The organism is Dysgonomonas sp. HGC4 (assembly GCF_001261715.1).
GTDB lineage: Bacteria > Bacteroidota > Bacteroidia > Bacteroidales > Dysgonomonadaceae > Dysgonomonas_A.
This window is the reverse complement of the sequence record NZ_CVRU01000059.1, coordinates 22,221-45,561: the sequence shown is the minus strand read 5'-3', so window position 1 is coordinate 45,561 and position 23,341 is coordinate 22,221. Positions and strand designations below refer to the sequence as shown.

Annotated in this window: 29 protein-coding genes and 1 tRNA gene; 13 read left to right on the top strand and 17 right to left on the bottom strand. The window is 31.9% G+C overall.

Features of this window, described 5'->3' with window-relative positions; genetic code table 11:
- Positions 1–22: 22 nt before the first annotated feature.
- Together HGC4_RS06085 and HGC4_RS06080 are read right to left on the bottom strand one after the other, a co-directional pair.
- Complete coding sequence (locus HGC4_RS06085; RefSeq protein ID WP_050709239.1) at positions 23–433, bottom strand: DUF1634 domain-containing protein; 411 nt, start codon at positions 431–433, stop codon at positions 23–25.
- Between the two features lie 5 nt (positions 434–438).
- Entirely contained in the window at positions 439–1,278 is an 840-nt protein-coding gene (locus HGC4_RS06080; RefSeq protein ID WP_050709238.1) for a sulfite exporter TauE/SafE family protein, read from the bottom strand.
- Positions 1,279–1,486: 208 nt separating this feature from the next.
- Between HGC4_RS06080 and HGC4_RS06075 the strand changes: the two genes are divergently transcribed.
- From HGC4_RS06075 to HGC4_RS06065, 3 genes are all read left to right on the top strand, one after another.
- Positions 1,487–2,440, top strand: coding sequence for an aldo/keto reductase (locus HGC4_RS06075; RefSeq protein ID WP_050709237.1), 954 nt, complete (start codon positions 1,487–1,489; stop codon positions 2,438–2,440).
- Positions 2,440–2,874: a Rieske (2Fe-2S) protein gene (locus HGC4_RS06070; protein WP_050709236.1), complete on the top strand. Its 435-nt coding sequence runs from the start codon at positions 2,440–2,442 to the stop codon at positions 2,872–2,874. Before HGC4_RS06075 ends, HGC4_RS06070 begins: the two co-directional genes overlap by 1 nt.
- 240 nt (positions 2,875–3,114) lie before the next feature.
- Positions 3,115–3,197: transfer RNA gene (locus HGC4_RS06065), tRNA-Leu, on the top strand.
- Between the two features lie 69 nt (positions 3,198–3,266).
- Here HGC4_RS06065 and HGC4_RS06060 read toward each other — a convergent pair.
- Together HGC4_RS06060 and HGC4_RS06055 are read right to left on the bottom strand one after the other, a co-directional pair.
- On the bottom strand, positions 3,267–3,623 hold the full coding sequence (locus tag HGC4_RS06060; protein ID WP_050709235.1) for a hypothetical protein: 357 nt from the start codon (positions 3,621–3,623) through the stop codon (positions 3,267–3,269).
- Positions 3,624–3,655: 32 nt separating this feature from the next.
- A complete protein-coding gene (locus HGC4_RS06055) occupies positions 3,656–6,430 on the bottom strand; it encodes a TrlF family AAA-like ATPase (RefSeq protein ID WP_050709234.1) in 2,775 nt (924 codons plus the stop codon).
- A 368-nt stretch (positions 6,431–6,798) separates the two neighbouring features.
- Between HGC4_RS06055 and HGC4_RS06050 the strand changes: the two genes are divergently transcribed.
- The 4 genes from HGC4_RS06050 to HGC4_RS06035 all read left to right on the top strand — a co-directional run bounded on the left by HGC4_RS06050 (position 6,799) and on the right by HGC4_RS06035 (position 8,446).
- A complete protein-coding gene (locus HGC4_RS06050; protein ID WP_050709233.1) occupies positions 6,799–7,038 on the top strand; it encodes a hypothetical protein in 240 nt (79 codons plus the stop codon).
- Positions 7,035–7,583, top strand: coding sequence for a hypothetical protein (locus HGC4_RS06045; RefSeq protein WP_050709232.1), 549 nt, complete (start codon positions 7,035–7,037; stop codon positions 7,581–7,583). The genes HGC4_RS06050 and HGC4_RS06045 overlap by 4 nt, the downstream gene beginning before the upstream one ends.
- A 9-nt stretch (positions 7,584–7,592) precedes the next feature.
- Positions 7,593–7,934: a hypothetical protein gene (locus tag HGC4_RS06040; RefSeq protein WP_050709231.1), complete on the top strand. Its 342-nt coding sequence runs from the start codon at positions 7,593–7,595 to the stop codon at positions 7,932–7,934.
- A 98-nt stretch (positions 7,935–8,032) separates the two neighbouring features.
- A complete protein-coding gene (locus HGC4_RS06035) occupies positions 8,033–8,446 on the top strand; it encodes a hypothetical protein (protein ID WP_050709230.1) in 414 nt (137 codons plus the stop codon).
- A 16-nt stretch (positions 8,447–8,462) separates the two neighbouring features.
- On the opposite strand, the gene HGC4_RS06030 is transcribed toward HGC4_RS06035, so the two are convergent.
- From HGC4_RS06030 to HGC4_RS06015, 4 genes are all read right to left on the bottom strand, one after another.
- The gene (locus tag HGC4_RS06030; protein WP_082204088.1) at positions 8,463–9,086 is read right to left on the bottom strand and encodes a histidine phosphatase family protein; all 624 of its coding nucleotides are present in this window, start codon (positions 9,084–9,086) and stop codon (positions 8,463–8,465) included.
- A gap of 1 nt (position 9,087) precedes the next feature.
- Entirely contained in the window at positions 9,088–9,885 is a 798-nt protein-coding gene (locus tag HGC4_RS06025) for a hypothetical protein (protein WP_050709228.1), read from the bottom strand.
- Between the two features lie 94 nt (positions 9,886–9,979).
- Positions 9,980–10,744, bottom strand: coding sequence for a DUF5712 family protein (locus HGC4_RS06020; protein WP_050709227.1), 765 nt, complete (start codon positions 10,742–10,744; stop codon positions 9,980–9,982).
- Positions 10,744–11,208 carry a hypothetical protein gene (locus tag HGC4_RS06015; protein ID WP_050709226.1) on the bottom strand — a complete coding sequence of 155 codons (465 nt, stop codon included), beginning with the start codon at positions 11,206–11,208 and terminating at the stop codon, positions 10,744–10,746. Before HGC4_RS06015 ends, HGC4_RS06020 begins: the two co-directional genes overlap by 1 nt.
- A gap of 114 nt (positions 11,209–11,322) precedes the next feature.
- On the opposite strand from HGC4_RS06015, the gene HGC4_RS18820 reads away from it, so the two are divergent.
- Entirely contained in the window at positions 11,323–11,517 is a 195-nt protein-coding gene (locus HGC4_RS18820) for a hypothetical protein (protein WP_185099952.1), read from the top strand.
- Positions 11,518–11,629: 112 nt separating this feature from the next.
- Here the strand turns inward: HGC4_RS18820 and HGC4_RS06010 are convergent, their stop codons facing one another.
- Genes HGC4_RS06010 through HGC4_RS05990 form a run of 5 tightly spaced genes read right to left on the bottom strand, consistent with a single transcriptional unit; the run spans position 11,630 to position 16,080 of the window.
- A complete protein-coding gene (locus HGC4_RS06010) occupies positions 11,630–12,835 on the bottom strand; it encodes a primase-helicase family protein (protein ID WP_050709225.1) in 1,206 nt (401 codons plus the stop codon).
- A gap of 10 nt (positions 12,836–12,845) precedes the next feature.
- Positions 12,846–13,157 (bottom strand): helix-turn-helix domain-containing protein, encoded by a 312-nt coding sequence (locus HGC4_RS06005; protein ID WP_050709224.1) that lies wholly within the window; start codon positions 13,155–13,157, stop codon positions 12,846–12,848.
- A 53-nt stretch (positions 13,158–13,210) separates the two neighbouring features.
- Positions 13,211–14,479: a hypothetical protein gene (locus HGC4_RS06000; RefSeq protein WP_050709223.1), complete on the bottom strand. Its 1,269-nt coding sequence runs from the start codon at positions 14,477–14,479 to the stop codon at positions 13,211–13,213.
- Positions 14,476–15,711 (bottom strand): site-specific integrase, encoded by a 1,236-nt coding sequence (locus tag HGC4_RS05995; protein ID WP_050709222.1) that lies wholly within the window; start codon positions 15,709–15,711, stop codon positions 14,476–14,478. Before HGC4_RS05995 ends, HGC4_RS06000 begins: the two co-directional genes overlap by 4 nt.
- 9 nt (positions 15,712–15,720) lie before the next feature.
- Positions 15,721–16,080, bottom strand: coding sequence for a hypothetical protein (locus tag HGC4_RS05990; RefSeq protein ID WP_050709221.1), 360 nt, complete (start codon positions 16,078–16,080; stop codon positions 15,721–15,723).
- Between the two features lie 456 nt (positions 16,081–16,536).
- Between HGC4_RS05990 and HGC4_RS05985 the strand changes: the two genes are divergently transcribed.
- Both HGC4_RS05985 and HGC4_RS05980 read left to right on the top strand, forming a co-directional pair.
- On the top strand, positions 16,537–16,866 hold the full coding sequence (locus tag HGC4_RS05985; RefSeq protein WP_050709220.1) for a nucleotide pyrophosphohydrolase: 330 nt from the start codon (positions 16,537–16,539) through the stop codon (positions 16,864–16,866).
- Positions 16,867–16,868: 2 nt separating this feature from the next.
- Positions 16,869–18,569: a DNA/RNA helicase domain-containing protein gene (locus HGC4_RS05980; RefSeq protein ID WP_050709219.1), complete on the top strand. Its 1,701-nt coding sequence runs from the start codon at positions 16,869–16,871 to the stop codon at positions 18,567–18,569.
- 20 nt (positions 18,570–18,589) lie between these two features.
- Here HGC4_RS05980 and HGC4_RS05975 read toward each other — a convergent pair whose 3' ends face one another.
- The 4 genes from HGC4_RS05975 to HGC4_RS05960 all read right to left on the bottom strand — a co-directional run bounded on the left by HGC4_RS05975 (position 18,590) and on the right by HGC4_RS05960 (position 20,209).
- Positions 18,590–19,177, bottom strand: coding sequence for a tyrosine-type recombinase/integrase (locus HGC4_RS05975; RefSeq protein WP_050709218.1), 588 nt, complete (start codon positions 19,175–19,177; stop codon positions 18,590–18,592).
- A 171-nt stretch (positions 19,178–19,348) separates the two neighbouring features.
- Positions 19,349–19,660: a hypothetical protein gene (locus HGC4_RS05970; protein WP_050709217.1), complete on the bottom strand. Its 312-nt coding sequence runs from the start codon at positions 19,658–19,660 to the stop codon at positions 19,349–19,351.
- Between the two features lie 2 nt (positions 19,661–19,662).
- Positions 19,663–19,941, bottom strand: a complete 279-nt coding sequence (locus HGC4_RS05965) for an SH3 beta-barrel fold-containing protein (protein ID WP_157258152.1) — start codon at positions 19,939–19,941, stop codon at positions 19,663–19,665.
- 67 nt (positions 19,942–20,008) lie between these two features.
- Positions 20,009–20,209 carry a hypothetical protein gene (locus tag HGC4_RS05960; RefSeq protein ID WP_050709215.1) on the bottom strand — a complete coding sequence of 67 codons (201 nt, stop codon included), beginning with the start codon at positions 20,207–20,209 and terminating at the stop codon, positions 20,009–20,011.
- Between the two features lie 169 nt (positions 20,210–20,378).
- Here HGC4_RS05960 and HGC4_RS18370 point away from each other — a divergent pair, with 169 nt between their 5' ends.
- The 3 genes from HGC4_RS18370 to HGC4_RS05945 all read left to right on the top strand — a co-directional run bounded on the left by HGC4_RS18370 (position 20,379) and on the right by HGC4_RS05945 (position 23,078).
- A complete protein-coding gene (locus HGC4_RS18370) occupies positions 20,379–20,693 on the top strand; it encodes a helix-turn-helix domain-containing protein (RefSeq protein WP_082204086.1) in 315 nt (104 codons plus the stop codon).
- A 293-nt stretch (positions 20,694–20,986) separates the two neighbouring features.
- Positions 20,987–21,958, top strand: a complete 972-nt coding sequence (locus HGC4_RS05950; protein ID WP_050709214.1) for a toxin-antitoxin system YwqK family antitoxin — start codon at positions 20,987–20,989, stop codon at positions 21,956–21,958.
- A gap of 28 nt (positions 21,959–21,986) precedes the next feature.
- Entirely contained in the window at positions 21,987–23,078 is a 1,092-nt protein-coding gene (locus HGC4_RS05945; RefSeq protein ID WP_050709213.1) for an energy transducer TonB, read from the top strand.
- Positions 23,079–23,341: the final 263 nt, after the last annotated feature.

The following is a 23,341-nucleotide window of genomic DNA, read 5'->3' as shown; positions in this document are numbered from 1 at the left end:
ATATAAAATCTTCTTTAGAAACTCAATGAAGTCCTAAAAACATATTAGCTAAAATTATAGCCAAAACAATTAATGTAATAACTACATACAAATAGTCTTTCTCAATCAGAAAAGAGAATGCCGAAAAGGCAACCCGAATTATAGGAGTAGCAATAAGTACAAGTACTCCGAATTGAACGATAGCTGCACCATCAAAATCGAGCATTCGGGGAAATATAGTATTCAATTCTCGTAAATACTCATCTACACCAAACGCCATTCCCGTAGGAACAGGACTATAATCGACCATAACACCTTTATGCTGATAAAGATAAATGATTCCACCGAATATAGTAATTGCACATGATAACATTACTCCATAGCGCAACAGCTTACCGATGTATTGTTCAACATCGCGTTCGCCCCAAAACTCTCTTGAAAATATATGTTTCATCTCTCTTACAATTTACCGGTTAAACCATTATACATCATTGATATTGCCAAAAAGAAGATTACAATACTGAATAACAATCTAAGTTTTTTGACATTTACTTTCGGCAATAGTTTTGAACCGAAGAAAGCACCAAGCAGAACCCCTACCACAATAGGCATTGCCAATCCCGGATCGATATAGCCTCTCTGTAAGTAAACAACAGCACTAGCGGCAGCAGTTACCCCCACCATAAAGTTACTTGTAGTTGTAGACACCTTAAAAGGTATTTTCATGGCAGTATCCATAGCCAATACCTTTAATGCTCCTGAACCAATACCTAATAAACCCGATAAAACTCCGGCTAAGGTCATCAAAGAGTAACCAGCAGCAACATTCTGAACTTTATAATCTACAACTCCTTCTTTAGTAGGATAAGAACCGTTTAACTTGAGTTTCTCGGCTAACTTATCACTAGGCGCAGAAGGGTCTATTTTTTCTTCTTTCTTACTTATAGTTCGTATTGCAGAAAAGATCAGCACACAACCAAAAATAAGAGCGATATATTTTTTATCTAACCAAATAGCAATAACAGCTCCCAAAACCGCACCCGTAGTAGTTGCTATTTCCAAGAACATACCTATTCTAACATTCGTTATACCCTCTTTAATGTAAGCGGCAGCGGCACCCGACGAACTTGCGATCGACGTGACTAAAGCTGCACCAATAGCATAACGCATATCAACTCCAAAACCTAAAGTAAGTAATGGGATTACTACGACCCCACCTCCAAGCCCCGTAAGAGAACCCAGAAAACCGGCAGCTATAGCTCCCAGAAATAAAACAAACGTGAATAATTCTAATGACATATCTTATCTAAATAGTGGAAAATCTACCTCATTCTTCAGCTTCTTTAAAACACTTCTAAAAGTAAATCATTAAGCCTTTTTCCTTTTTTACTGAATACAAAGATATTAAGTCTGCCTAAATTATTGGTATTATTATATTTTAAATATCTTCACAACGGTGTTCTTATTTAGATTTTTTACATTTGTTACTCTATAAAATTAAAAGTGTATGGAATACAAGTTTTGTGGAAACAGCGGATTAAAGCTTCCTATCCTTTCCTTAGGTTTATGGCATAACTTTGGAGCAATTGACGATTATAATAATTCTCGTGAAATGTTGCTCTATGCTTTCGAACAGGGTATAACTCATTTCGACTTGGCAAATAACTACGGACCACCTCCGGGAAGTGCAGAGGAAACTTTCGGAAAGGTTCTTAAGAATGATTTATTTACACATCGCGATGAAATGATTGTTTCGTCTAAAGCAGGACATCTTATGTGGAATGGTCCATACGGAGACGGAGGATCACGTAAATATATTATGGCAAGCATCAACCAAAGTTTGAAACGAACAGGCTTGGAGTATTTTGATATCTTTTACAGTCATCGATACGATAGCGAAACTCCCGTTGAAGAAACGATGATGGCTTTAGTCGACATAGTACGACAAGGAAAAGCTTTGTATATAGGATTATCAAAGTATCCGTACGAAATGGCAAAGGAAGCATTCAGAATATTAAACGAAAATAATGTTCCTTGCCTTATCTATCAAGATCGTTACAATATGTTTGTCCGCAATGTAGAGGAGAAAATGCTACAACTAACACATGACGAGGGTAGCGGATTTATTGCATTCTCCCCCTTGGCACAAGGACTACTCACTAATAAGTACCTGAACGGTATTCCTCAAGATTCGCGAGCAGCAAAAGCAAGCGGTTTTCTTCAACAAGATCAGGTTACATCCGAAGCTATTGAGAAATCGAAACTATTAAATGAGTTAGCCCTAAAACGCAATCAAACTCTTGCTGAAATGGCTCTAGTATGGGTATTAAACAATCCTTATACAACTTCCGTTATATTGGGTACAAGTTCAGTGAAGCAACTTAAGGATAATATTGCCGCTCTAAACAATCCTCACTTTTCAGCAGAAGAATTACAATTAATAGACAACATTTTAAAATAATGATAAGAATACTTCAATATATATTTACACTATCTGCTATCATCTTATTCTCAGCTTGCGCTAAAGAAGAGAATAAAAATAGCTCTATACCTTACAAAACGGTTATTATAGATATACAAACTCAACTCGAAAATGACTTTAATAACCCATTCTATTCAAAAAAATACCCCAATGCTGGATATGCAGGAGTTATAGCCATCAGCAACTTAGATGCCTCGTGGATATACGCTTATGATGCTTGCTGCCCTAACGAAGCTCCTCTCAAAAACGAAATACAAGTATTGAGTAACCGCTTACACGCTCAATGCCCCAAGTGCAAAACAATCTATAACATTGCAGATGGTACAGGCAAAGCAATCTCTGACCCCGGAACTGAATTCCTGAAAGCTTATAGAGTAATGCGCGAAGGCTATTTATTTAGAATAAGAAATTAATGAATTTCATCTTTCATTTATTACTTTGAGGAATAGGACACTAAGCCTAACAACCAGTATAGATTGGAATAATAAATACTGAGCAATGTTTAAAAAGTGACAAATTTGTTTGTCAAATCAAAAAAAGATTCTACATTTGCACTCGCATTTACCGAAGTAGTTTGTAACGACAAACGAAAGTAGATCTTCATTTTGCGAAAGTAGCTCAGTTGNNCGAATCCCGTCTTTCGCTCATAGGCTGCTCGGATGGTGGAATGGTAGACACGCAAGACTTAAAATCTTGTGACCATATGGTTGTGCGGGTTCAAGTCCCGCTCCGAGTACAAAAAAAGCTTATAATCGATTAATTATAAGCTTTTTTATTTTTAAAGAGGGATGATTTGAGGGATAGATTATTCTCTATCTTCAATCATTATACTTTCAGGTTTTAACTCTAACCCTTCAATTCTAGCATATTTGCTAATGCCAATAACATTAAATCGTTTAAATAAATTAAAAAATTCTTGTAGTGTTTGTTTTTTCTCAAAACCAAATTTAACGAGATTTTGCTCTTGATTGTCTATACAAATAATACTAAAACTACAATATTCTCTCTCTCCTGTATAAAAATCGAATCCTACTGGATTATACCTTTCTGTATCGATTCCTTTCTCCTCCAAAAACTGCACTAATACGCCTGCACTATGCGGGTCAATACCATCAGCAGCTACTGTGCCTTTAAAATCATTGTACTGTACTTTTGCTTCCATAATGTAATCTTTTAGTTTGACTTAAATAATTCTTATCTCTTAAAATTATATTTTCGTTCTCTTTTCAAAAATGCCTCTTCTCCACCTTCTACTATTTCCGTGATATGCTCTCGAATCCCCATACTATTTAAAGTATCAGTGACAGATATATCTTTAGGTTTGGTATCTTCTATTGCACCATTGATATAATTAAATTGAAAAAGACAGGTAGAATTATTATCTTGTCCCCTTTGGTCCGCTACAATAATATTCTCTGCATCAGCATTTACAACTATATTAGGATTGTGAGTCACTAGAATAATTTGTCTTTCTATTTTTTTACTTCTAATGTAATTAACTAAATCTGTAGAAATAGAACGATTGTCTAAATTATCTTCTGGTTGATCTATTAATAGTGGTGATTTTGATTTACTAAGACCTACAATAAGCATTAAAATAACAAAACTGGCTTTACCTGCGGACATTTTACCTAAATTGTCTCCTTGATACTCTACATTCCAATAATCATAAAAGTAGTCATCAAATATTAGTTTTAAGAAATTCTTTGAGGAGGTCGATTGATTAAGAGAATAATCTCCCGCTATTACTGCATCAAATAAATTGCTAAGAGAAAATAATAAGATATTATCCAAATTTGCATCCTCCGATGACATACTAGACATTTTATCATTCAATACTGGATATTTTGTATAATCCCAGTTGCTATTCTTCCTTCCACTTATGTGTTGTATAACCGCTTTTCTAAACTTAGAGAAGTTATAAAAGGTTTTTCCTGTTATAGACAATTTGTCATCCTGCAATAAAGAACATCTCGTTCCGAAATTTTGAATCAATTTTGTATATTCTGTATGAGTATTTCTAAAGGATTGGAGCAACAGTTCCTTCGTTTCAGATAATTTAGTCTCTATATCTACCAATTCTTTTTCCTTTTTCTCAATCTCCTTCTTTTTAGCGGTTTGATTTTTTAGAGTATTCTCGAGTTCTTCTAATATTTTTTGATTCTCAATCTTACTCAAAAAAGGTTTCAGCTTTTCATTTAATATTCCTATTTCTTCATTTATTTTAGAGAATAGATTATCTACAATTTTTTGAATCTCATTTTCCGAATTTATTTTAAAGAAAGAACTCAAGATATTATTTAAAGTTGTCAAAGGCTCTTTTAGAGCGTCTAATAAATTTGAGCTAGTACTATGAACTAGTCTTTCTTTTTCCGCATTTATTTCTTTTAAAGAGTTTTCGCTATTGGAGAAGAAATTTATTATTAATAAAGATTCTTTTTTTAACTGTTCTAATTCTTTTTGTTTACTATCTATTGCTAGCTTTATTTCTTCATATTGTTTTTTTTCCTCTTCAACAAACCCTATTTTATCTGTAACTATTTTTATCGCATCTTGCTTTTCTTTTATTGCAACTTCTATAACATTCTTTTGTCCTAATTCGAAAATATTAGTTTGGAGTGCTTGTTTCGTCTCTAATATTTCAAAATATTTATTTATAATATCTTCTCGCTCTTTATCAAAAGCCTTGACATTTTGAAGAAAGTTTTCATAATACAAGTTTGTATCAGAATCCTCTCTTAGCAATCCCCTCACTAATTTATTTAGTTGATTACTTATTTTTTTTATTTGATGGTCTGCTAATGTTGCTAATTCATTCTGAGAAATATATTTTATCTCTGGAATAATACTAGCCTTACGTACACCTTTATGATTACTCAACTTATCACTTAATTCAGTTGATACTAACTTTACTTCAAAATCAAAATCTTTCACCTTATCTTGAAGATCGTATTTTGTCCTCAAATCAGTATTTCCTCTTAAAACTTCTGCAATACATGTTAACAATAATGATTTTCCAGAAGATTTCCCTCCTATAATGACATTCAAGTTACGATTAAAGTAAATAGAACTGTCAGTAAATGTATTATCTGAACAATGAAATTTAACAGAATCAATAGCTAAGTGATTTTCCTTTGTATCAGGTTCGGACTCCTGAATTTTTACTCTTTGTTCTGGCTCATATATTATCTGTTTCAACCCTTCGAACGATAAATCTGCTTTTATCCAAACAAACTTGTTCCCAATTTCGTCTATTCTATGAGCATCCGATGCAATAATTGATGGAAGCCCAAATGTTTTTAGGTAAAAGCTTTCACTATCATTTTCTTTTCGAATTTCACAAATATCAACATACCCATTTAACAATTCCTCCTTTAATGTTCCTAAAGAATCATACAACTCTTGAACATTTTTTGTAGATTTTCCTTGATGTTTAATTTCTTCATCGATAGAATTCGCCTTAGAACCAGCATGTACAGATATAATACCTCCATGTTTTCTAATTAAATTTGCAGCATCTTTGAAGTCTACTTGACAAAGAAACATCCCTTCTTTAAAAGCTTGTTCGTCTGTCAAGTTCTCTTTTGGTTTGTTTCTTCGACCTAAAGAAATAATATGTGTTTTTGACAAGCAAAGAGGGCTTAGGATGAAATCTTCAATAGCTTTTGCATCCAATTTAACTCCATCATGATAATCTGGAAACAGACCAATCATATGTACAGATTTAGCTCCATATTCTGTTCTAAATTCAATACCCGAAACTACTAATACCCCTTTTTCGCGACCAATCTGCTTAATTTCATCTAAATTATCAACTGTATGATGGTCTGTTATTGCGATTGCAGATAAACCTCTATTTATTGCAGCGTCAATTATATCTGATGGACTTCCATTCCCGTCAGAAGCGTTAGAATGAATGTGCAAATCCCATTTCCTCCATTCTGAACCTCGAGTATTTGATTTAATCATATTGAGTCTGTTAAGTTTATCACTAACAAATATATAAAAAAGTTAAAAGCAAATCTATTAGATTAGAAGTAATTAAAAAAGAATTATTTATATCTTTGCCAATAACATAAAAGCGAAGCGTCGCATATAAAAATATAACATTAGCGTTCACATAAACCTTGTAGGAGAAAACTGGTAATTTTTAGACAAACAAGGAAACTGTGCAATGCTCATGCCGTCTAGGCGTGGGCTTGCCTTGTTTCGTTTGTCGGGTATACCAGTACCTCTCCTACGGACTTGGTGAGTACCACGTCTTCTTTTTGTGGTTTAGTGAAATGCTACCTAAGAAATAGTTACCAAATGATTACTAACCACAAAATATACAGAATATGAGTAAAATTAGTTCTATAGAGCAAATCGAGGCTCTATTTATGCCTACCGCCTTTGAGATTGTCAAGAAACAAAATCCTGACATTGACGACATAGATGCTTTGTCTCTTGCATGGAAAATGCTTTGGTCCGCTAGCAATTTATATGATGAAGCAATAGAAAACGGGCAAACAGAGTCACAAGGATTATCAATAGCTTTTGATCTATTTTCTAACACCTATCAATCTATTGCATCATGAGAAAGATATATTACCTTATTCTTCTCCCCTTAGTTTGGTTATCTTGTTCTCCACCCTCTAACTATGAGAAAACAATAATTAATTACTTAGAAACTGATAAAAAGGGTATTAAAACTGATTTGCTAATAGAAATTTTATCTATTGATGTTTCGGATATTACGGTAGCTGATAGTATATCTATTCTGCGGAAACAATTTGAGGCGGAGAAAGCGAAGAAAATTGAATCTATTCAAAACTCTATTTCACGTCTACAAGATAAAATACAGGAACAAAGGGGAAAAAAGAATCAAGTTGTAGCAAAATCTCTTATCTCTCGATGGGAGAAAGAACTTGAGAAATGCCAATCCGAACTTACCATTGCTGAAAATTGGCAAGTGGACTATCTGAATAGATATGATTCCCGCAACACTTCTGAGATATTAGCCAAGACAGCAGATTGTAAATTTTCTTTCTTCAATCCACAGTTACAAACCAGACAGGAACTTTCTGCTCTGTTTATTCTCTCTGCCGATGGCGAAAAATGTAATAATATGATAAAACAATAATATAACATTATGATAGGAATTACTTTATCACAGTTTGTTCGTAGCATTAATAAATACTTAACATTAGCCGAAACAGTACCAATAGTGATTGTTTGTGGTAGATGGAATAGTAAATATTATTTATTGACTCCTGCCTCCGAATCGGAGATTTTAGCATTACAACAATCGGATTTCAAAGTAGGCGATAAAGTTATTGTAACCGAAAATGTTCAGCATAACAACACAGGAAAAGAATTAGAGGCTACCATTATTGATATAGAAAACAACCCATTTCGAGGCTTGGTATTATCTGCTGAAACAATAGACAAGCAAATCTATTTTGACATAGCCGAAAACTTCAAGAAAATATGATTTTATGATAATGTTACATTATAACAATGTGATAATATTATAAAATTACAATAAAATATTATACACTAAATGATTATCAATTTACATTTAAACATATTATGAATAAATTTATCCTGACACTTATCCTTTTTCTCCCTTTTGTTCTTTCCTCATGTGGTGATGATAACGAGAATGAGAATGAGGGTACAGGCACTAACAAAACTTACAAAGTACGCTATGAGGCTTCTTGTGATAATCCTGATATAACTATGCGGATTATGTACAGCACGAAAAATACAGATTTGGCACATGTAGATGAAGACGCAAAAATTATGTATGTGAAATCTCCTTTTTATGTTGAATTGGATATGAAATATAGTGAGGTATGCTATATTTCTGCACAGGCTCATGACGATTCAGAGATCATAGACGAAAATACAATGTTTACTACATCTATTTTTGTTGATGGAGTAAAGACGTTTACAGCCACGAATAAAAATGCTTCTGTGTCTTATTATACACTAGCTAATTAAAAGTAAAATATATTTATCAAATGATTAAGGTTTGGTTCAGATAATTTACGAACCAACCTTTTTCTTTATCATAGGATAGCTTTGTGAGTGAAGTATTGTCAATAGTGAGTTTGTAAGCCATTTGGGAAGATATGTCAAGAATACCTCTCAACAAGCATTTAAAAGCGATTCCGTGACCTACAATCAAAAAATCACCTTCTGTATGCCTATCTAATATTTCGGACAAGATAAAGGCTAACATCCGATCTTCTACCTCCTTTTGAGATTCTCCATTGGGAGGAGTAAAAAGCCATTGATTGGAATTAATTTCAGCTAATTGTTCGGAAGTATATATTTCGGAGCGAAGTTTGCCCTCCCAATAGCCTTGAGAAAGTTCTTGCAATTCTTCGGAATAGATAATCGGATTGCTTGTTATTTGAGCTTGAGAAAGGATTAAATCAAGTGTTTCACGGGTTCGGTTGGCTATGGAGCAATATACTTGGTTAAACTGAATGTTTGAATCTTTCAAAACCTTACCAATTTCCAATGCTTGTTTTTTCCCCTTAGTTGATAATGGAATATGATTTGACCGACCGCCGATAAATTGTGCGTGGGCATTGTAGTCAGTTTCGGCATGGCGAAGAAGGTAGATTGTGAGCATTTTATAATTTTGAAAAATTAAGAACTTCATCCATTTTTTTTATCCTATCAAGTGCTGATTCCGACAATACTTCCCCCGATAATGTTCTATTTATTTCATTTAACAATTTACTTTCTAAAAAACTCATTGTTATTCTTAGTGATTCATTTTTAGATGAGTAAATATAGTTTATCTCTTCTTGCGTTAATGTCTTATCAAAAAGACTATTAATCAGTGAATCCTTATGCCAATGTTTGAAATATCTCTTCTCAGTACCATTAATTAAGAGAAATCCAATTCGACCAATAAAAGTTTTGTAAATATCATAATATAGCCAAATATTCTCTCCTATAAAAGGTCTTTCTCTATCAATCTCTGTAATTAAGGCTAAAATTTTATTTGAGCGTTCTATTTCATTTATATTCAACAATATATTCTGTCCTGCAAGAAAATTTTTATTATCTGTCTCTTTTTTCCAGTATGCCTCAATTTCGTCATCTGACAATATATTATAAATCATATATCCCGTAGAGGGTATTGTATCTTTAAATTGCAATAAATTTATCCATAAAACCTCAATAGCTTTAATCCTTCGCTCTTGAGCTTGGTGATAACTAGTTCCATAAAGAGAAATTAAATGACTAAGACTATTATTGTTTTTTGTCAATTCACTCTGTAAAATTGTAACATTCTTCTCTGCACTCTCTTTCCACCTTACATTAAGCTTGTCAGCAATTCTTTTTGAAAAAAAATAAATAACTGCACTAACAATAACAGCCCACCCTCCAAGAATTACTACTAATTGATTTAGTGTATCCATAAATAATTAATTATTATTACTCATTGCCATTCTAAAATATATAGTGATAGCATTCCCAAATATAACAATATTACATTATGATAATATCATATTATTACCTTTTTCGTCTCCGTCTTCTTGCATTATCTTGCTCATTTTCATAATCCAATCCTTGAAAAATACCGACAATATTATGAATAGCCTCTTTGGCTTCTCGATGTTTCAAATTTTCTTGACACAAACTTAACTTTTCGGAGAAAGAACCATGTTTGTTTATTTGATGGTTGTATAACAATGATTCCTTTCTTTTGAATCCGAACATATTATCAAAGACTCTTTCACTATTCATGTAGAATTGCACCCGATTAAAGCGGTCTCTATTATTGATATTGGGATTCACTGTTATTGATTGGCTCTTATCTCTAGCCGATACAATGATGTGAATGTGCATACTATTAGCCGAATACTCACCGTTTCGCTTATGTTCCAATTTAGCGAACCAAACTAAATCATGACTTGATAGCTTTTTTCCATTGGGGAGATTGAAGCTTTTAGCATACTGCTCCATAACTGCTCGTGTATATTCTTTCATCTTTTCGGTACTTTGTCGAATATGGTAAAGCTCTTGAGCCGTAGGTGCAATTACAAGACTATGAAACTTAGGCGTGTTTCGCCTCAAGCCTTTGTGATTGTTGTCTATAGCTTGTAAAACTTCGTTAGAAGTTATATTATAACTCTCGTGATTAAAGAAGAGTTCTCTATCAACTAATTGATAATCTGCATTCTCTTTATTCAGATAATTGACTAATGCACCACATGAGCCTGTGTTACTGTAAGCTGTTTTCCCATGTACAGCGGGATTTATAATCTTGGTGTACATTAGAATATCTTTTTAGATAGTTTTTCGTCTATAATATTTGACTGTTTTTTTATTTGGCTTTTTAATTCGCTAAGTTCTGATTTTGTCTTTTCGTAATCATTAACTAGAAAAGTAGCAAGGTTACTTAAGGCTTTCTCAATGATGGATATTTGCATATTTCCGACCTTTTCCATATCTGTTTTTGTGGCTGTATCTTGTAGCTCATGAGCTAAAGCAAGTAACTCTTCTGAAATTTTCGAGAGATGGGTCTTTTCTTGTTGTCGCATCCATTTTCTAAATGTCTGGTCTAATTCTTTAACTGCTTTGTAAGCTGTGTCTTTACTGTCTTCAATCTCTCCACGTTTGAGAGCCTTTTTGATTAAAAGCTCTGTTGCAGTAGATAACGTCAGTTTTGGAAACCTAGACACCAATTCTTTATATTCGCAGTGTAATGATGCAGATATGCGTATTATTTTTTGTTCCATAATCTGTAATTTATTGTTGGACAGACATTTCTCTTCCCTTTAGTTACAAATGTTACATTTTAGGATTTTATATGACATTGCAACTATCTCATTAAGCTATGCTTAATATTCGGAATGTTACTCTGTGACGTTCCCCTCTTGCTAATCAATTCAATAATAAAAAGAGAAAAAACAAAAGGGAAAAAAGTATCATTTAGTTTTCTATTTATCTTAAGGGATGAAAATGCTGTTGAAACTGTTGATTTGTTGACAGGCTCTATCAATCAATTAGTTATCGTCAACAAGAGTATCAACAACAAAGAGACTTAATTTTTAATTTACATTGTACTGTTGATCGTGTTGACAACTGTTGAACTTATTGTTGATAGTTAATTCATTATTATATATCCACTTATATATAGCTATCAACGATTCAACAGAATTAGTAATTTATTCCGAAGAATTTTTCTTTAGTCAATTCGTAATACCTACCCTTATGTGAACTAGTTGAAATTGTTCCATCAGGGAATACTATATATTTTGTATACGAGGAATTGAATGTAGATAACCCCCATTTTGAAACTAGTATTTCTTTTACTTTGCTTATAGAGAGGCTTCGATAATTAAGATTATTCATTGAGGCAATAATATCTTGCAACTGAAATTGTATAATGTCTAAATCCCTATCTTCAAATATCATTTCAAGTACATTTATCATTTCTTTTTCTATCAATGATTTGTTGTTACTTTTCAATCTTATCAATGCGTTGGTCTCAAGTTGCTTAGGAGTAAACCACATTCTAGACTTATTCTCTGTATGGAATGATCTATTTATTATGAAATCTAAAAAAGCAGGAATTTCTGTTTTTAGATGTTCAATAAACATTAATGACGTGGAGTTCAACTCTTTTTCGAAAGGCAATATTTTACGCACCCAATACCTAGTCTCTTCATTATCAATGCAAATGAAGTTAATTTCGTTATTCGAACAAAGAATAAATTTGCCGAAGAACTCAACTTCTTGTCTATCTTTACCTTTAGCTTCTGCTTTGAATTGTCGAGCGGTAGATAGGTTTTTAATCCGCTCTGAATCTTCTCGTTTATCAAGTAATACCTCGTCTACAGCAATCACAAGTTTATTTGCCCAATCTGAATTAAATTGAGAACGGAAATCATCATTGGTATTAAGTGTCATATTTTTGCCAAACATCAATTTGAGGAGATTTAAAAATGTAGTCTTACCTGTTCCACGTTCGGAACTGACAAGGCAAAGAATTGGCAAGGCTTGCAACGGATTCTCATAGAGTATTTTGAGATAATCCAAGCCAAACTCATGCTGTTCTCCGAATATGTGCTTTAAAAATGTAAGAATAGTAGTACAGTTTCCTGCTTTTGGCTTATAATCTAACTCATGATATTGATTGTAGAAACTCCCAATCGTTGCTTTATATTGAATGTGAGATGGTATACTACAGAATCCATCATAACACTCTATTTTAGCAAGATAATCTTTTCCGTGATCAGATATTATTGTATCCTTGTTCCAAAGTATAAGTATTTCTACCGTGTCACCAGACGCTAACGGCTTCTTTACCTTTTTGTAATAGGTTGTACCTATTCTCACATAAGGAATGCTCTTTTTATCCATATGTTCAATTTTAAATTTTCTGTAGAGAAGAACTTGTTTTGGCTGCTTCCAACAATTCCGACTTTAAATAAAAAACTCGATTTCCTAGTTTATACCTACAAATTATGCCCTTCTTAGACCAATTAATGATTGTCTGAACAGTCACTTGAAATAGATTTGCTGCTTCTACTTGAGATAATCTATCCTTTTCAAACTGAATTTCTTTTGGGAGAGTGAGATTTTGAGGAGTTTCTTCTTGATTCAATTTAATTATAATCGAACCATCCGTGTTAAGCTGTATATTCTCAACAGCCTTGAGTTGCTTTAAATTTGTTTTCGCCATGTCAAATTATTTTTAAATGATTTGATGGCAAACTTAGAGGGTATCTAATTACACTATTCTACACTATTTAGTAATGTTCTGTGTTTTTCTATAAAATCAGATGGAAAATGACAAATATTTCCAATTTCTAGTCCAAAGTCCTTAAAATTTTTACTTACCCTATCTTTTCTAGTTAAATAAGATTTTATCGAATCATAGCTTAACGATGTTGATTCGGGGAAATAATCAGAAAGAACCTCAATAAATTTAGTCACATTTCTGACACAAAATATATCGGTAGATAGATCTTTGTCATATTTCAAGAAATATAGTAATAAAATAAATTTGCGATTTAGGTCTTTATTAGCTTTTATTGTTTCAATAAGTAAAGTTCTCACATAAATAGCCTCTCCATATCCAAACTCATGTATGTTTTTCTTTTGTAACGTACTTATAAATATGTGAATATGTATCTTAGATATTTCAGAATTGAAATTATTAAAAAGTAAATATATCTTTTCTTCGAGCAAGATAATATCATTTACCGCACTTGAATCTAAATAGCTTGTTAGAATAATTGAGTTTGACCCAAATTGGTTTGATTTTAAATTTCTATCAATTAGCTGTTTTGTCAATATATCTATTTCAATATTGCTATTTTTAATGTAAATAAAAGGTATTCCACAATCTCCATTATGATCTATATAGCAATCACTCAATAAGACTTCCATTCGATACATAAGAGAATCATCATAGGCTACACCTATATGAGACAGAATACTATCTGCTTCTGATTTTGGATATACCATATATGCTCCAATAGCATCTATAATATCTAATGTTTGATGTCTTTGTGAATAGTATTGTTTCCCTTGCCTATTATATGTCTTTGCTTTTATTTGCTCCCGTTGGAGAGTCCATAATCGATGCAAATGATCATTGATGCAGGCAATCTGATTTTCATAGACCAGTTTAAATATAGATGCAGTTGCTAGTTCTAAAAGTCGCCCTTCAAATGAAAACCTCAAATTGGCAAGCTTACTTATTGCTTTGGGATACTCAAAATTATTAAAATAGTAGTCAATAGTTTTATATCCTTTATTACTTAGAATCTCAACAATATCAAATTCTACACCTAAATCATTGGTTGGACACTCACATTCAATGAAATTTACTTTTTCTAATATGGTGTGTATAACATGTTCTATCTCTAACAGATTATGAGAATAATCGACTAAATCTAATATGAGATTTTTAATATAATCAGAACTTGTATATTCTTGAGGGTTAATAGATTTCAAGAATAAATCTAATATTGGGGAATGTCTATTATCCTTTATCATAACTTATCCCAAGTATTTTCCATTTGTTTTTTCACCTCCTGTTCTGCAATTTTCACATAGCGATTAAACGAAGCGTCACGCTTATGACCCGTTACACTTTTAACAAATCGTTCGGTCATACCAAGTATTAGGGAAACTGTGGCAAATGTTTTTCTAGCTGTGTGGCTTGTTATTAGCTCATATTTGGGCATTGTTGTATCAATTCTTTGACTACCTACATATCGGGTTATTGTAACAGGAGTGTCAAGCCCCATCTCTTTGCAACATTCCTTGATGTACTTATTCAACTTTTGAGAAGATATAGAGGGGAGAGGCTCAAAAGGAGTGTCTTTATATTTATCGAGTATTCCTTGACTAAACTTGTTCAAGGGTATTACATGGTCGGTTTGCTTTGTCTTCTTAATATTGAGTTTAATATAATCCTCATAGATATTAGAAGGTTTCAAATTCTGAATATCAGAAAATCTCAATCCTGTAAAACAGCCAAAACAATAAAAATCACGCACTTTAGATAATCTTTCCGATTTGAAATTGAAATTATATAAAGTCATAAGCTCTTCCGTGTTCAGAAATATAACTTCTATCTCTTCTTCCGAAGCTTTAAATTTAGAATACTGTGTATTGGTATGGTAGTTTCGTTCTTCCGCCCACGACATAAAACGCTTAATAATAGAAACTATCTTAGAAAAATAGTTGTTTCGGACTTCTTTTTCCTCAAAAGCATATTCTCTCAATTCTTCATAAAATTGGTTGTTGATATTATCGAGGATTATTTGTCTACCTCTATGCTCCGCAAAATCTTTTAAGAAGTTCAGAATCGTTACTCGTCCTTTTGTTGTATTGGGTGAAGATACAGAACGGTTCGTTTCTATAAATTCATTGAAAGTGTCGAAAAAATCATGTTCTACATTAATTTTCTGTTTTTGCTCCAACTTATCAAGAATAAACTCTTTTGTCAATTCTATCTTATTGAGCAAAGCATAACGTTCTATATCCCTTATGCGTTCCTCAAGGTCATCTAAGATTTGGTTATATTCAACATGAAAATTGTATTCTTCGGTTTTATAGTTGGCACGAATACGCATCCTTTTATCTTTCCATTGGTCGGGTTTTGTATTTACACCTTTAATGGATTTCTTTATCAATTGCCCATTAAATGTAATGTGCATTCGTATTGGTGCTAACCCATTCTTGTTTAGTAGTTCTTTGCGTAAGTAAAATGAAACTTCCATAACTAGCTCCTAATTTTTAAATATTCCCTCATGCCAACACATCCAAACTAACCATCTATTAATTGCTTTCACCCCGACCTCATTTACCCAACTATATTTCTGTGTACAATATTGAAAACTAATTTCCTCTATTTCTACACCTGATAATTGAATATTAGGCTCTGTTAATTTAAAAATATAATCATAAATATCGTTTTGAATAGCCTCAAATTCCTCTATAATGGTCGAGTAGTTTTTAAAATCATTTGACTCACAATACTCAATCAGTTTATATTCGGAGTTGCCCATTGATGTGGAGAACAGGTTTAAGAGGTCGTTTTTATCTATAACCTCTTTAATATTTTCATTTGAACTAATTTCTTTTTGCATAGTATTCTATCCCTTAAAATTATTGAGGGATAAAAATAGGGATAAATTTTAGATTATATACGATTAAAAAGGATGAAAAATAATTTTTATAATAAACTGATATTGAGAATCAATTAATTAAAAATAATCAAATTTGGTTTTGATATTAGACCACTCCCGCTCCGAGTACTTTTAGAAACGCTAATCATTGTTTTATCAATTGGTTAGCGTTTTTTCATTTAGTCATTTGCACAACATTTGCACAACAAAGATAATCTTTAAGATTGAGACTACTATTCTACAAGTAAAAAGATTAACACACAAAACATATTATTTATCAATAGGATTGATTTTTAATACTTTCCTTTGAATGCGAATCCAAAATTAGATTTATTATTTAACTTTGTTCTGATATGTAGTATTTCCAAAATATGAATTATCAGTTAGGTTTATCTCTAATTTTTAATAGAATATATGATGAGCGATTTAGAAGAATTAAAACAAGCAATAAATTTATTTGCAAAAGAAAGGGATTGGGAACAATTTCATAATGCAAAAGATTTAGCTCTTGCGATATCCATAGAAGCATCAGAATTAAATCAACTTTTTTTATGGAAGTCTGCCGAAGATGTCAATATTCAAAAGTTGAAAGAAGAATTAGCTGATGTCATAAACTATTCATTATTGCTTGCTTCAAAATTAGAGTTAGATGTAAAGGAAATTGTATTAGAGAAAATAAAAAAGAACGCAGAGAAATACCCTATTGATAAAGCAAAAGGTAGTGCTAAAAAATATAATGAATTGTGACTATGTTCAAAAACCTATACGAAAACTCCGTTCAAATCTTTCCCGTAAATAATAGTGGAAAATATTTAGGAAAAATATCATCAGAATCAAGCATATATAATTCACCAATAGTATATTTACTGAATAATAAAAAAGATTTATACATTGGTGAAACTATAAATATCTTAAATCGATTTGTTTCTCATAACAACAATCAATCAAAGAAAAATTTATCTATCAGGCATATAATTCACTCAGATTTTTTCAACAAATCTGTAATTTTACATTTAGAAGCCTTTTTAATCAGTCACTTTTCAGCAGAAGGTTCATTTAATCTATTAAATGGGAATTTAGGAAATAATAGCCATTATTATTATCAAAAAGAGGAGTATGAGAGGGTTTTTCCTCTTGTTTGGGAAAAACTGCAAGAATTGAATATTGCAAAAAAAAATATTCAGGAAATAAATAATTCAGATGTATTTAAGTATTCTCCATATAAAAGTCTAACCATAGACCAACAAGATGCTATAATTCAAATACTAACAGATTTATCCAACAATAAAAAAGGAATAATTATAAATGGCAGTGCAGGGACAGGTAAAACTGTTTTGGCTATTTACCTAATTAAGTTACTCGTAACTCCTATTGAATATTACGAAAATTATGAGATTGATGATTCCTTTTCATCCGAAGTTATCTCCTTATTAAAATTTAATCTCCAAAAATTTAATCTCGAGAAGGATGACATAGCCCTCGTCGTCTCTATGTCATCACTACGTAAAACGTTACAAGATGTTTTTTCTAAAATTACGGGGTTAGATAGAAAAATGGTAATTTCTCCTACAGATATTGTGAAGAGAAAATACAAGTTAGTTCTTGTAGATGAAAGCCATAGATTAAAACAGCGTAAAAATATCCCCAATTATGGTTCTTTTGATGAGTCTAACAGAACGTTAGGATTTGAAATAGATAAAGGGACAGAATTAGATTGGATTTTGAAACAGTCTAATAATCAAATATTTTTTTATGATAGGCAACAATCGATTAAGCCAAGTGATATCGAGGAAGAGAAATTTACATCTATTGCTTCATTACCTGAATATACCAATATCTTTTTAAAAACACAGATTCGCTCTAAAGGAGGCAATCTATTTACCGATTTTGTAAATCAGCTATTGGATAACACTTTGATGAATGATGAGAGATTCGAATCAGAACAATTTGAATTTTTATTATTTGATGATATATCCCTACTTAGGGATAAAATAATAGAAAGAGACAATCAAGTAGGATTGTCTCGTTTAGTTGCAGGATATAGTTGGGAATGGATTAGCAAAAAAGATAAGGGCTTATTTGATATTGTAATTGATAAGACTAAATTAAAATGGAATTCTACATATATAAGTTTTATTAATTCACCCAATGCTGTGAATGAAGTTGGATGTATACATACTACACAAGGTTATGATTTAAATTATGTAGGGGTTATTTTTGGAGAAGAGATTGGTTATAACAAACAGACCAACTCTATCGAAGTTTACAAAGATAATTACAAAGATAAAAATGGGAAGAATAACACAAATGATTCTACATTGAATCAATATATTATCAATATTTATAAAACCCTACTGCTTAGAGGTATTAAGGGTGTTTATGTGTATTGTTGTAATAAAGATTTAAGAGACTTCTTCAGTCAACACATTAATATATATAATGATAAATGATAATAATGTTATCATTTATCCTAAAAACTCAACAAATCATAAGCTTCCATAAGTTCCTCACTTCGTAAACCTAAATATTTACGAGTGGTTCTCACATCACTATGATTGAATAGTTCTGAGAGTTTTACCAATGCTAATTCTGCATTAGAACCTGCATTGTTGTAGACTTGTCTCCCAAAACTTTTACGCATGGAATGCGTTGAGAAATTTTTTATTTTCAAATTATACTTTACTCTAATCTCTTTAAAAACAACATTTATTCGTTGAACTGAATAAATACCACCTTTTTGACTTCTGAATATAAAATCATTAGTTGACTGAGGTTTAATTTCTTTATAACAGGATTGGATATGTTTTTTTAGTTGGTCATTGATTTTGATAGTACGTTGTTTTTTAGTTTTCTTCTCAATGATGGTCAGTATGTCAGTATTGAGTATATCACACCAATTCAAATTTAATAGGTCAGAAATCCTAATACCAAAGAAAGAACCCAAAGCAATTAGTAAACTGAATTTATAATTTTGGTCTTGATACAATTTAAAAATTAGTAATATATTACTATCCCATTCAAGATAATCAGCAGTTGTATTTTGAAATTTCTTACTCATAATAATATTCAGTTTTATTGGTTAATCGTTGATAGTGAATGCTTGTTTTTGTATAAAACATTTAATCATTAGTTTATCAGCACTTTATCTGTTTCACTTATAAGAGAAGTGAATATTAATTGAAGTGTCCCATTGTCCCATGTATAATGAGTTGGGACAGTGGGACATTTATTATCCATATGTAGACTTTACTTTTTCTTCATAGTTATCAGAGCACTCCACACTAGCATCAATCACATCGACTAATTGGTCTACATAGACACCTTCAATAGATTTCACTTCTTTTAGGTGGTCTGATAATAATTTTATATCAAATAGGTCAGAACCTTCATTGTATTCCACCGATACCCAACCTTTGTATAAAAATCCCTGAACTTTAAATGATAAACCATTTTCTAATGGCTTTGGGGAATTGAATCCCCAAGACCAAACAATATTCAAATCGGTTTTTAGAATAGATAAGATGTAGTTTGCAATTTCCATGATTAAAGTATTGTTACTAGATTTTCATATCTAAAACTTCTCCATGCTTGTTCTTCAATATCAAAGTAGGCTTGTATTCCATCTAACTTTCTTGGATAACCACGACCATTAATATTTCTGTCAGCAACTCTTTCAAGCAATGTACCAAATGCTTCACGAAGCTTACCATTAGTCTTTCTGTAAATAAAATGTGCAGTTCCATTAATCAACTTGAATTGTAATGTTTCAATCAAAACAGATGTTTGTAATGACTGAGTAAGGTCATAACCTTTGATAACCATGTTTGTGGCTCTATTTAGTAATGCTAAGTTGTTGATAGTATTTTTCATATAAATAATTATATTTTAATTAGAACCTTTTTGATATTGTGCTAGGTTGTCTCCAACCATTCAAAGCATACATTTCACGCACAGCATCCTCATAATTTACACAGTCTTTAATGAATTTTCCGCTTGTGTAGCCTGTTTCAGTATTAACTACGTCATAAACCCATACACCCCATATATTGCGATGTCTTCCGAAATAATACTGACCGACTTTTGCTTTCATATCTGTAATGCTTTATTAATCATTTACACTACAAATGTAGTGCTAAATTATTAAAAAAGCAAATGAAACGATAGTAATGTAATGGTATAATAAATATTTAACACTATTTTGTAATAGTGTTTCGATTTGATAAGTATATTTGTTATTAATAAACCATTACAGCATATATATGGAAGAATTAAGAATAAAAGAGCTGCTCAAGCAACAGAAAAAGACTATGCAAGACCTTGCCGATATGATTGGAATCAATCGGGTCAACTTATCAAATAGCTTAAATGGTAATCCAACATTTGAAAGGCTTAAGCAGGTTGCGGATTGCCTGAATGCGGATATTAAGGATTTATTTAAGGATACTAAAAAAGAAGATATACAAGTCTTTGGTCTAGTCAAAATCAATGAAGATGTTTGGATTGTGGACAACTTCCCTACATTGGAACAGGTTTATAACCAAGCTAAAATACTACACGAAAAGCAAATAGATTAAAAATATATTATAACTTTGTATTAACTATAAATTCAAAGCGTTGATGATATAGTTACATATTAGAATTAAAAAGAAGCGTTTAGTATAATCCTCACCATCGAAATCGCCAAAATTTCAACCACTACAAGGATTAGATAACTAAATGCCTACGTTTCAATATAATGAGACGTAGGCTTTAGTCGTTTGTAGTGAGGTGTTTGGCGATACCTGATGGCGGATGGCTAATGTCCTACGTCTTCATTGTATTTATATAGTTCATTTGGGACAGATGAACAAAATGAATCTATCACTATATGTTTTTAAGAAACTACTTATCTCTAGCACTAATTCTTTCGATAACTTTAATCAGTTGTAAAGAAGAAAAAACCATTGACGAAAAAGAACTACAAAACCGCAATGGTATTTTTTATGAAGTAAACTCTTCCCAACCATTTACAGGTAAGGCTGTCACCTACTATAATGCAGACCTAGATTATGTTAAGGTCAAGCAGATACAAACAGAAATGTCTGTCAAGGATGGCTTGATAGATGGAAGCACAAAATCGTATTACCAAAATGGGCAACTAAAAGAAGATGTAAAATTTGAAAAAGGTGTTCCTCATGGTAAGTACAAATGGTACTATGAAGATGGGCAATTATGGAATGAAGGTGAAACCAACAATGGGAAAAAAGTAGGTGTCCACAAATCCTATTATAATAATGGACAGGTTCAGGATGAAGTAATGTATACAGATGGTAAACTCAATGGAATATCTAAAAGCTACTATGAAAATGGGGTACTTAAAAGTGAGGATATGTACAAGAACGACAAAATGGAAGGTGTCTCAAGGGTCTATTATAAAAATGGAAAGGTAGAAACAGAAAAATCATTTAAAAATAATGCCCACGATGGTGTCTATAAAGACTATTATGAAGAAAACGGTCAATTAAAACAAGAATTCACATTTGTACAAGACATTCTTAACGGAGCATTTAAAACATATTACGAAAATGGGCAATTAAGTAGTGAGGGAAAATATAAGGATAGCGAAAAAGATGGTCTTGTAAAATCATACTATGAAAACGGAAAACTTAAATCTGAGGAAATATTCAAAAATGGGAAACTTGATGGTGTATGCAAAACATACTATGAGAGTGGAAAACTAGAGCGTGAAGAAACATTTAAAGACAACTATCCCAATGGAAAATTCAAATCATACTTTGAAAATGGGCAAGTAAAAGAAGAAGGGTATCAAAATAATGATGATTATGAACCTAGGTATTGATTAAGCCACCACAAATAAAACATAGAATATGAAAAAATTATTGATACTACTAATCATTACCATAATAAGCTCAAGTTTTTCAACTATAAAAAGCCAATCAAAAAATGGTACATATAAATCCTACTATGAGAATGGAAAAGTAAAAAGTGATGAGACCTATAAGAATGGACGAAAGATTGGAATATGCAAATACTATTATGAAAATGGGAAATTACAATATGAGGAGTCATATAATGATAATGGTGTCGCTAGCGGAATCTTTAGTTCCTACTACAATAATGGTCAGTTGGAAAGTTCCTATACATATCAGGATAGTCAAAAACATGGAGTTTTCAAAGAATACTATGAAAATGGGAAGCTACGAGAGGACGGAAAATATGAATATGGGCAACGCATATATTACCCGAAAGGTGGCAATGGATTATCTTCTAACCAATCTAACAATAATGTTATTGTGAATAGAGAAGATGGTAGCCTGAGATATGAAGATACTGAAACAAAGCCTCAATTTCAAGGGGGTGATAAGGCTCTTATGAAATTTATAGGTGAGAACTTAAGGTATCCTATCAATGCTGCTGAAAACGGAATAGAAGGACGTGTTACGGTAAGTTTTATTGTAAATTCAGATGGAAGTATAGTCAATCCCCAAGTTAAAATAGGTGTTGACTCTGCTCTTGACCAAGAAGCTATCCGTATAGTCAAAAGTATGCCTAAATGGATTCCTGCAACTAAAAATGGAGTTAATGTGCTAGATATATATACAATGCCGATTATATTTAAGTTATCAGGAAATGCAAATAGAACAACCAATACTACAACAAGTTCAACTACAAAGGATATTAAGGTTACTGATTCTGAAACAGCTTATTATATATTTGGCACTACTAAAGAATTAAGTGAAGTCCTGAATGGAAATATTAAAGAAAGCTCTCTGCTTAAAGTTAATATTAACAAGGTAAGACGAATATCACCCTATTCTAAAATGGCTAAAGTACTCTCTAAACATCCTACTGACAGTTATCGATTGCAGAAAGAAGATGATGGATACTTAGCAATACGCATATTAGACCCTGTCAGTTTTTGGAGTATGACAAAATTATTGATTATTGAGGTACGATAATGAAAATCAGAAGGTGGATTTACTCCACCTTTTTCATTTTCCGAAAATTCAGCACAATTTTATTTAGCTATCCATCACATTCGCTGTTTTCGAGCCTATTTTATACTAAATATCTCTTGTAACCCTTATCAACAAACAAAAACACTAAAAAGGCACATTTGAATTATATATACGATAGGTGTCTGTGAAGCTACATATTGGCTATTTATCAACACTATTTTTATTTAGATTAAAAGAATAATTATTTGAAAATACATTAACTA

What these genes read in the sequence shown, in the direction of transcription:
- HGC4_RS05970 (WP_050709217.1), bottom strand. Translation starts at nt 19,660, where the DNA reads ATGGAAATTGCAAACTACATCTTATCTATTCTAAAAACCGATTTGAAT.
- HGC4_RS06075 (WP_050709237.1), top strand. Translation starts at nt 1,487, where the DNA reads ATGGAATACAAGTTTTGTGGAAACAGCGGATTAAAGCTTCCTATCCTT.
- HGC4_RS06080 (WP_050709238.1), bottom strand. Translation starts at nt 1,278, where the DNA reads ATGTCATTAGAATTATTCACGTTTGTTTTATTTCTGGGAGCTATAGCT.
- HGC4_RS06060 (WP_050709235.1), bottom strand. Translation starts at nt 3,623, where the DNA reads ATGGAAGCAAAAGTACAGTACAATGATTTTAAAGGCACAGTAGCTGCT.
- HGC4_RS06040 (WP_050709231.1), top strand. Translation starts at nt 7,593, where the DNA reads ATGATAGGAATTACTTTATCACAGTTTGTTCGTAGCATTAATAAATAC.
- HGC4_RS18370 (WP_082204086.1), top strand. Translation starts at nt 20,379, where the DNA reads ATGGAAGAATTAAGAATAAAAGAGCTGCTCAAGCAACAGAAAAAGACT.
- HGC4_RS05995 (WP_050709222.1), bottom strand. Translation starts at nt 15,711, where the DNA reads ATGGAAGTTTCATTTTACTTACGCAAAGAACTACTAAACAAGAATGGG.
- HGC4_RS05965 (WP_157258152.1), bottom strand. Translation starts at nt 19,941, where the DNA reads ATGGTTATCAAAGGTTATGACCTTACTCAGTCATTACAAACATCTGTT.
- HGC4_RS06055 (WP_050709234.1), bottom strand. Translation starts at nt 6,430, where the DNA reads ATGATTAAATCAAATACTCGAGGTTCAGAATGGAGGAAATGGGATTTG.
- HGC4_RS18820 (WP_185099952.1), top strand. Translation starts at nt 11,323, where the DNA reads ATGTTACTCTGTGACGTTCCCCTCTTGCTAATCAATTCAATAATAAAA.
- HGC4_RS06030 (WP_082204088.1), bottom strand. Translation starts at nt 9,086, where the DNA reads ATGCTCACAATCTACCTTCTTCGCCATGCCGAAACTGACTACAATGCC.
- HGC4_RS06000 (WP_050709223.1), bottom strand. Translation starts at nt 14,479, where the DNA reads ATGATAAAGGATAATAGACATTCCCCAATATTAGATTTATTCTTGAAA.
- HGC4_RS06045 (WP_050709232.1), top strand. Translation starts at nt 7,035, where the DNA reads ATGAGAAAGATATATTACCTTATTCTTCTCCCCTTAGTTTGGTTATCT.
- HGC4_RS06020 (WP_050709227.1), bottom strand. Translation starts at nt 10,744, where the DNA reads ATGTACACCAAGATTATAAATCCCGCTGTACATGGGAAAACAGCTTAC.
- HGC4_RS06085 (WP_050709239.1), bottom strand. Translation starts at nt 433, where the DNA reads ATGAAACATATATTTTCAAGAGAGTTTTGGGGCGAACGCGATGTTGAA.
- HGC4_RS06005 (WP_050709224.1), bottom strand. Translation starts at nt 13,157, where the DNA reads ATGGCGAAAACAAATTTAAAGCAACTCAAGGCTGTTGAGAATATACAG.
- HGC4_RS06025 (WP_050709228.1), bottom strand. Translation starts at nt 9,885, where the DNA reads ATGGATACACTAAATCAATTAGTAGTAATTCTTGGAGGGTGGGCTGTT.
- HGC4_RS06035 (WP_050709230.1), top strand. Translation starts at nt 8,033, where the DNA reads ATGAATAAATTTATCCTGACACTTATCCTTTTTCTCCCTTTTGTTCTT.
- HGC4_RS05960 (WP_050709215.1), bottom strand. Translation starts at nt 20,209, where the DNA reads ATGAAAGCAAAAGTCGGTCAGTATTATTTCGGAAGACATCGCAATATA.
- HGC4_RS05975 (WP_050709218.1), bottom strand. Translation starts at nt 19,177, where the DNA reads ATGAGTAAGAAATTTCAAAATACAACTGCTGATTATCTTGAATGGGAT.
- HGC4_RS05990 (WP_050709221.1), bottom strand. Translation starts at nt 16,080, where the DNA reads ATGCAAAAAGAAATTAGTTCAAATGAAAATATTAAAGAGGTTATAGAT.
- HGC4_RS06010 (WP_050709225.1), bottom strand. Translation starts at nt 12,835, where the DNA reads ATGGATAAAAAGAGCATTCCTTATGTGAGAATAGGTACAACCTATTAC.
- HGC4_RS05980 (WP_050709219.1), top strand. Translation starts at nt 16,869, where the DNA reads ATGTTCAAAAACCTATACGAAAACTCCGTTCAAATCTTTCCCGTAAAT.
- HGC4_RS06050 (WP_050709233.1), top strand. Translation starts at nt 6,799, where the DNA reads ATGAGTAAAATTAGTTCTATAGAGCAAATCGAGGCTCTATTTATGCCT.
- HGC4_RS05985 (WP_050709220.1), top strand. Translation starts at nt 16,537, where the DNA reads ATGAGCGATTTAGAAGAATTAAAACAAGCAATAAATTTATTTGCAAAA.
- HGC4_RS06070 (WP_050709236.1), top strand. Translation starts at nt 2,440, where the DNA reads ATGATAAGAATACTTCAATATATATTTACACTATCTGCTATCATCTTA.
- HGC4_RS05945 (WP_050709213.1), top strand. Translation starts at nt 21,987, where the DNA reads ATGAAAAAATTATTGATACTACTAATCATTACCATAATAAGCTCAAGT.
- HGC4_RS05950 (WP_050709214.1), top strand. Translation starts at nt 20,987, where the DNA reads ATGTTTTTAAGAAACTACTTATCTCTAGCACTAATTCTTTCGATAACT.
- HGC4_RS06015 (WP_050709226.1), bottom strand. Translation starts at nt 11,208, where the DNA reads ATGGAACAAAAAATAATACGCATATCTGCATCATTACACTGCGAATAT.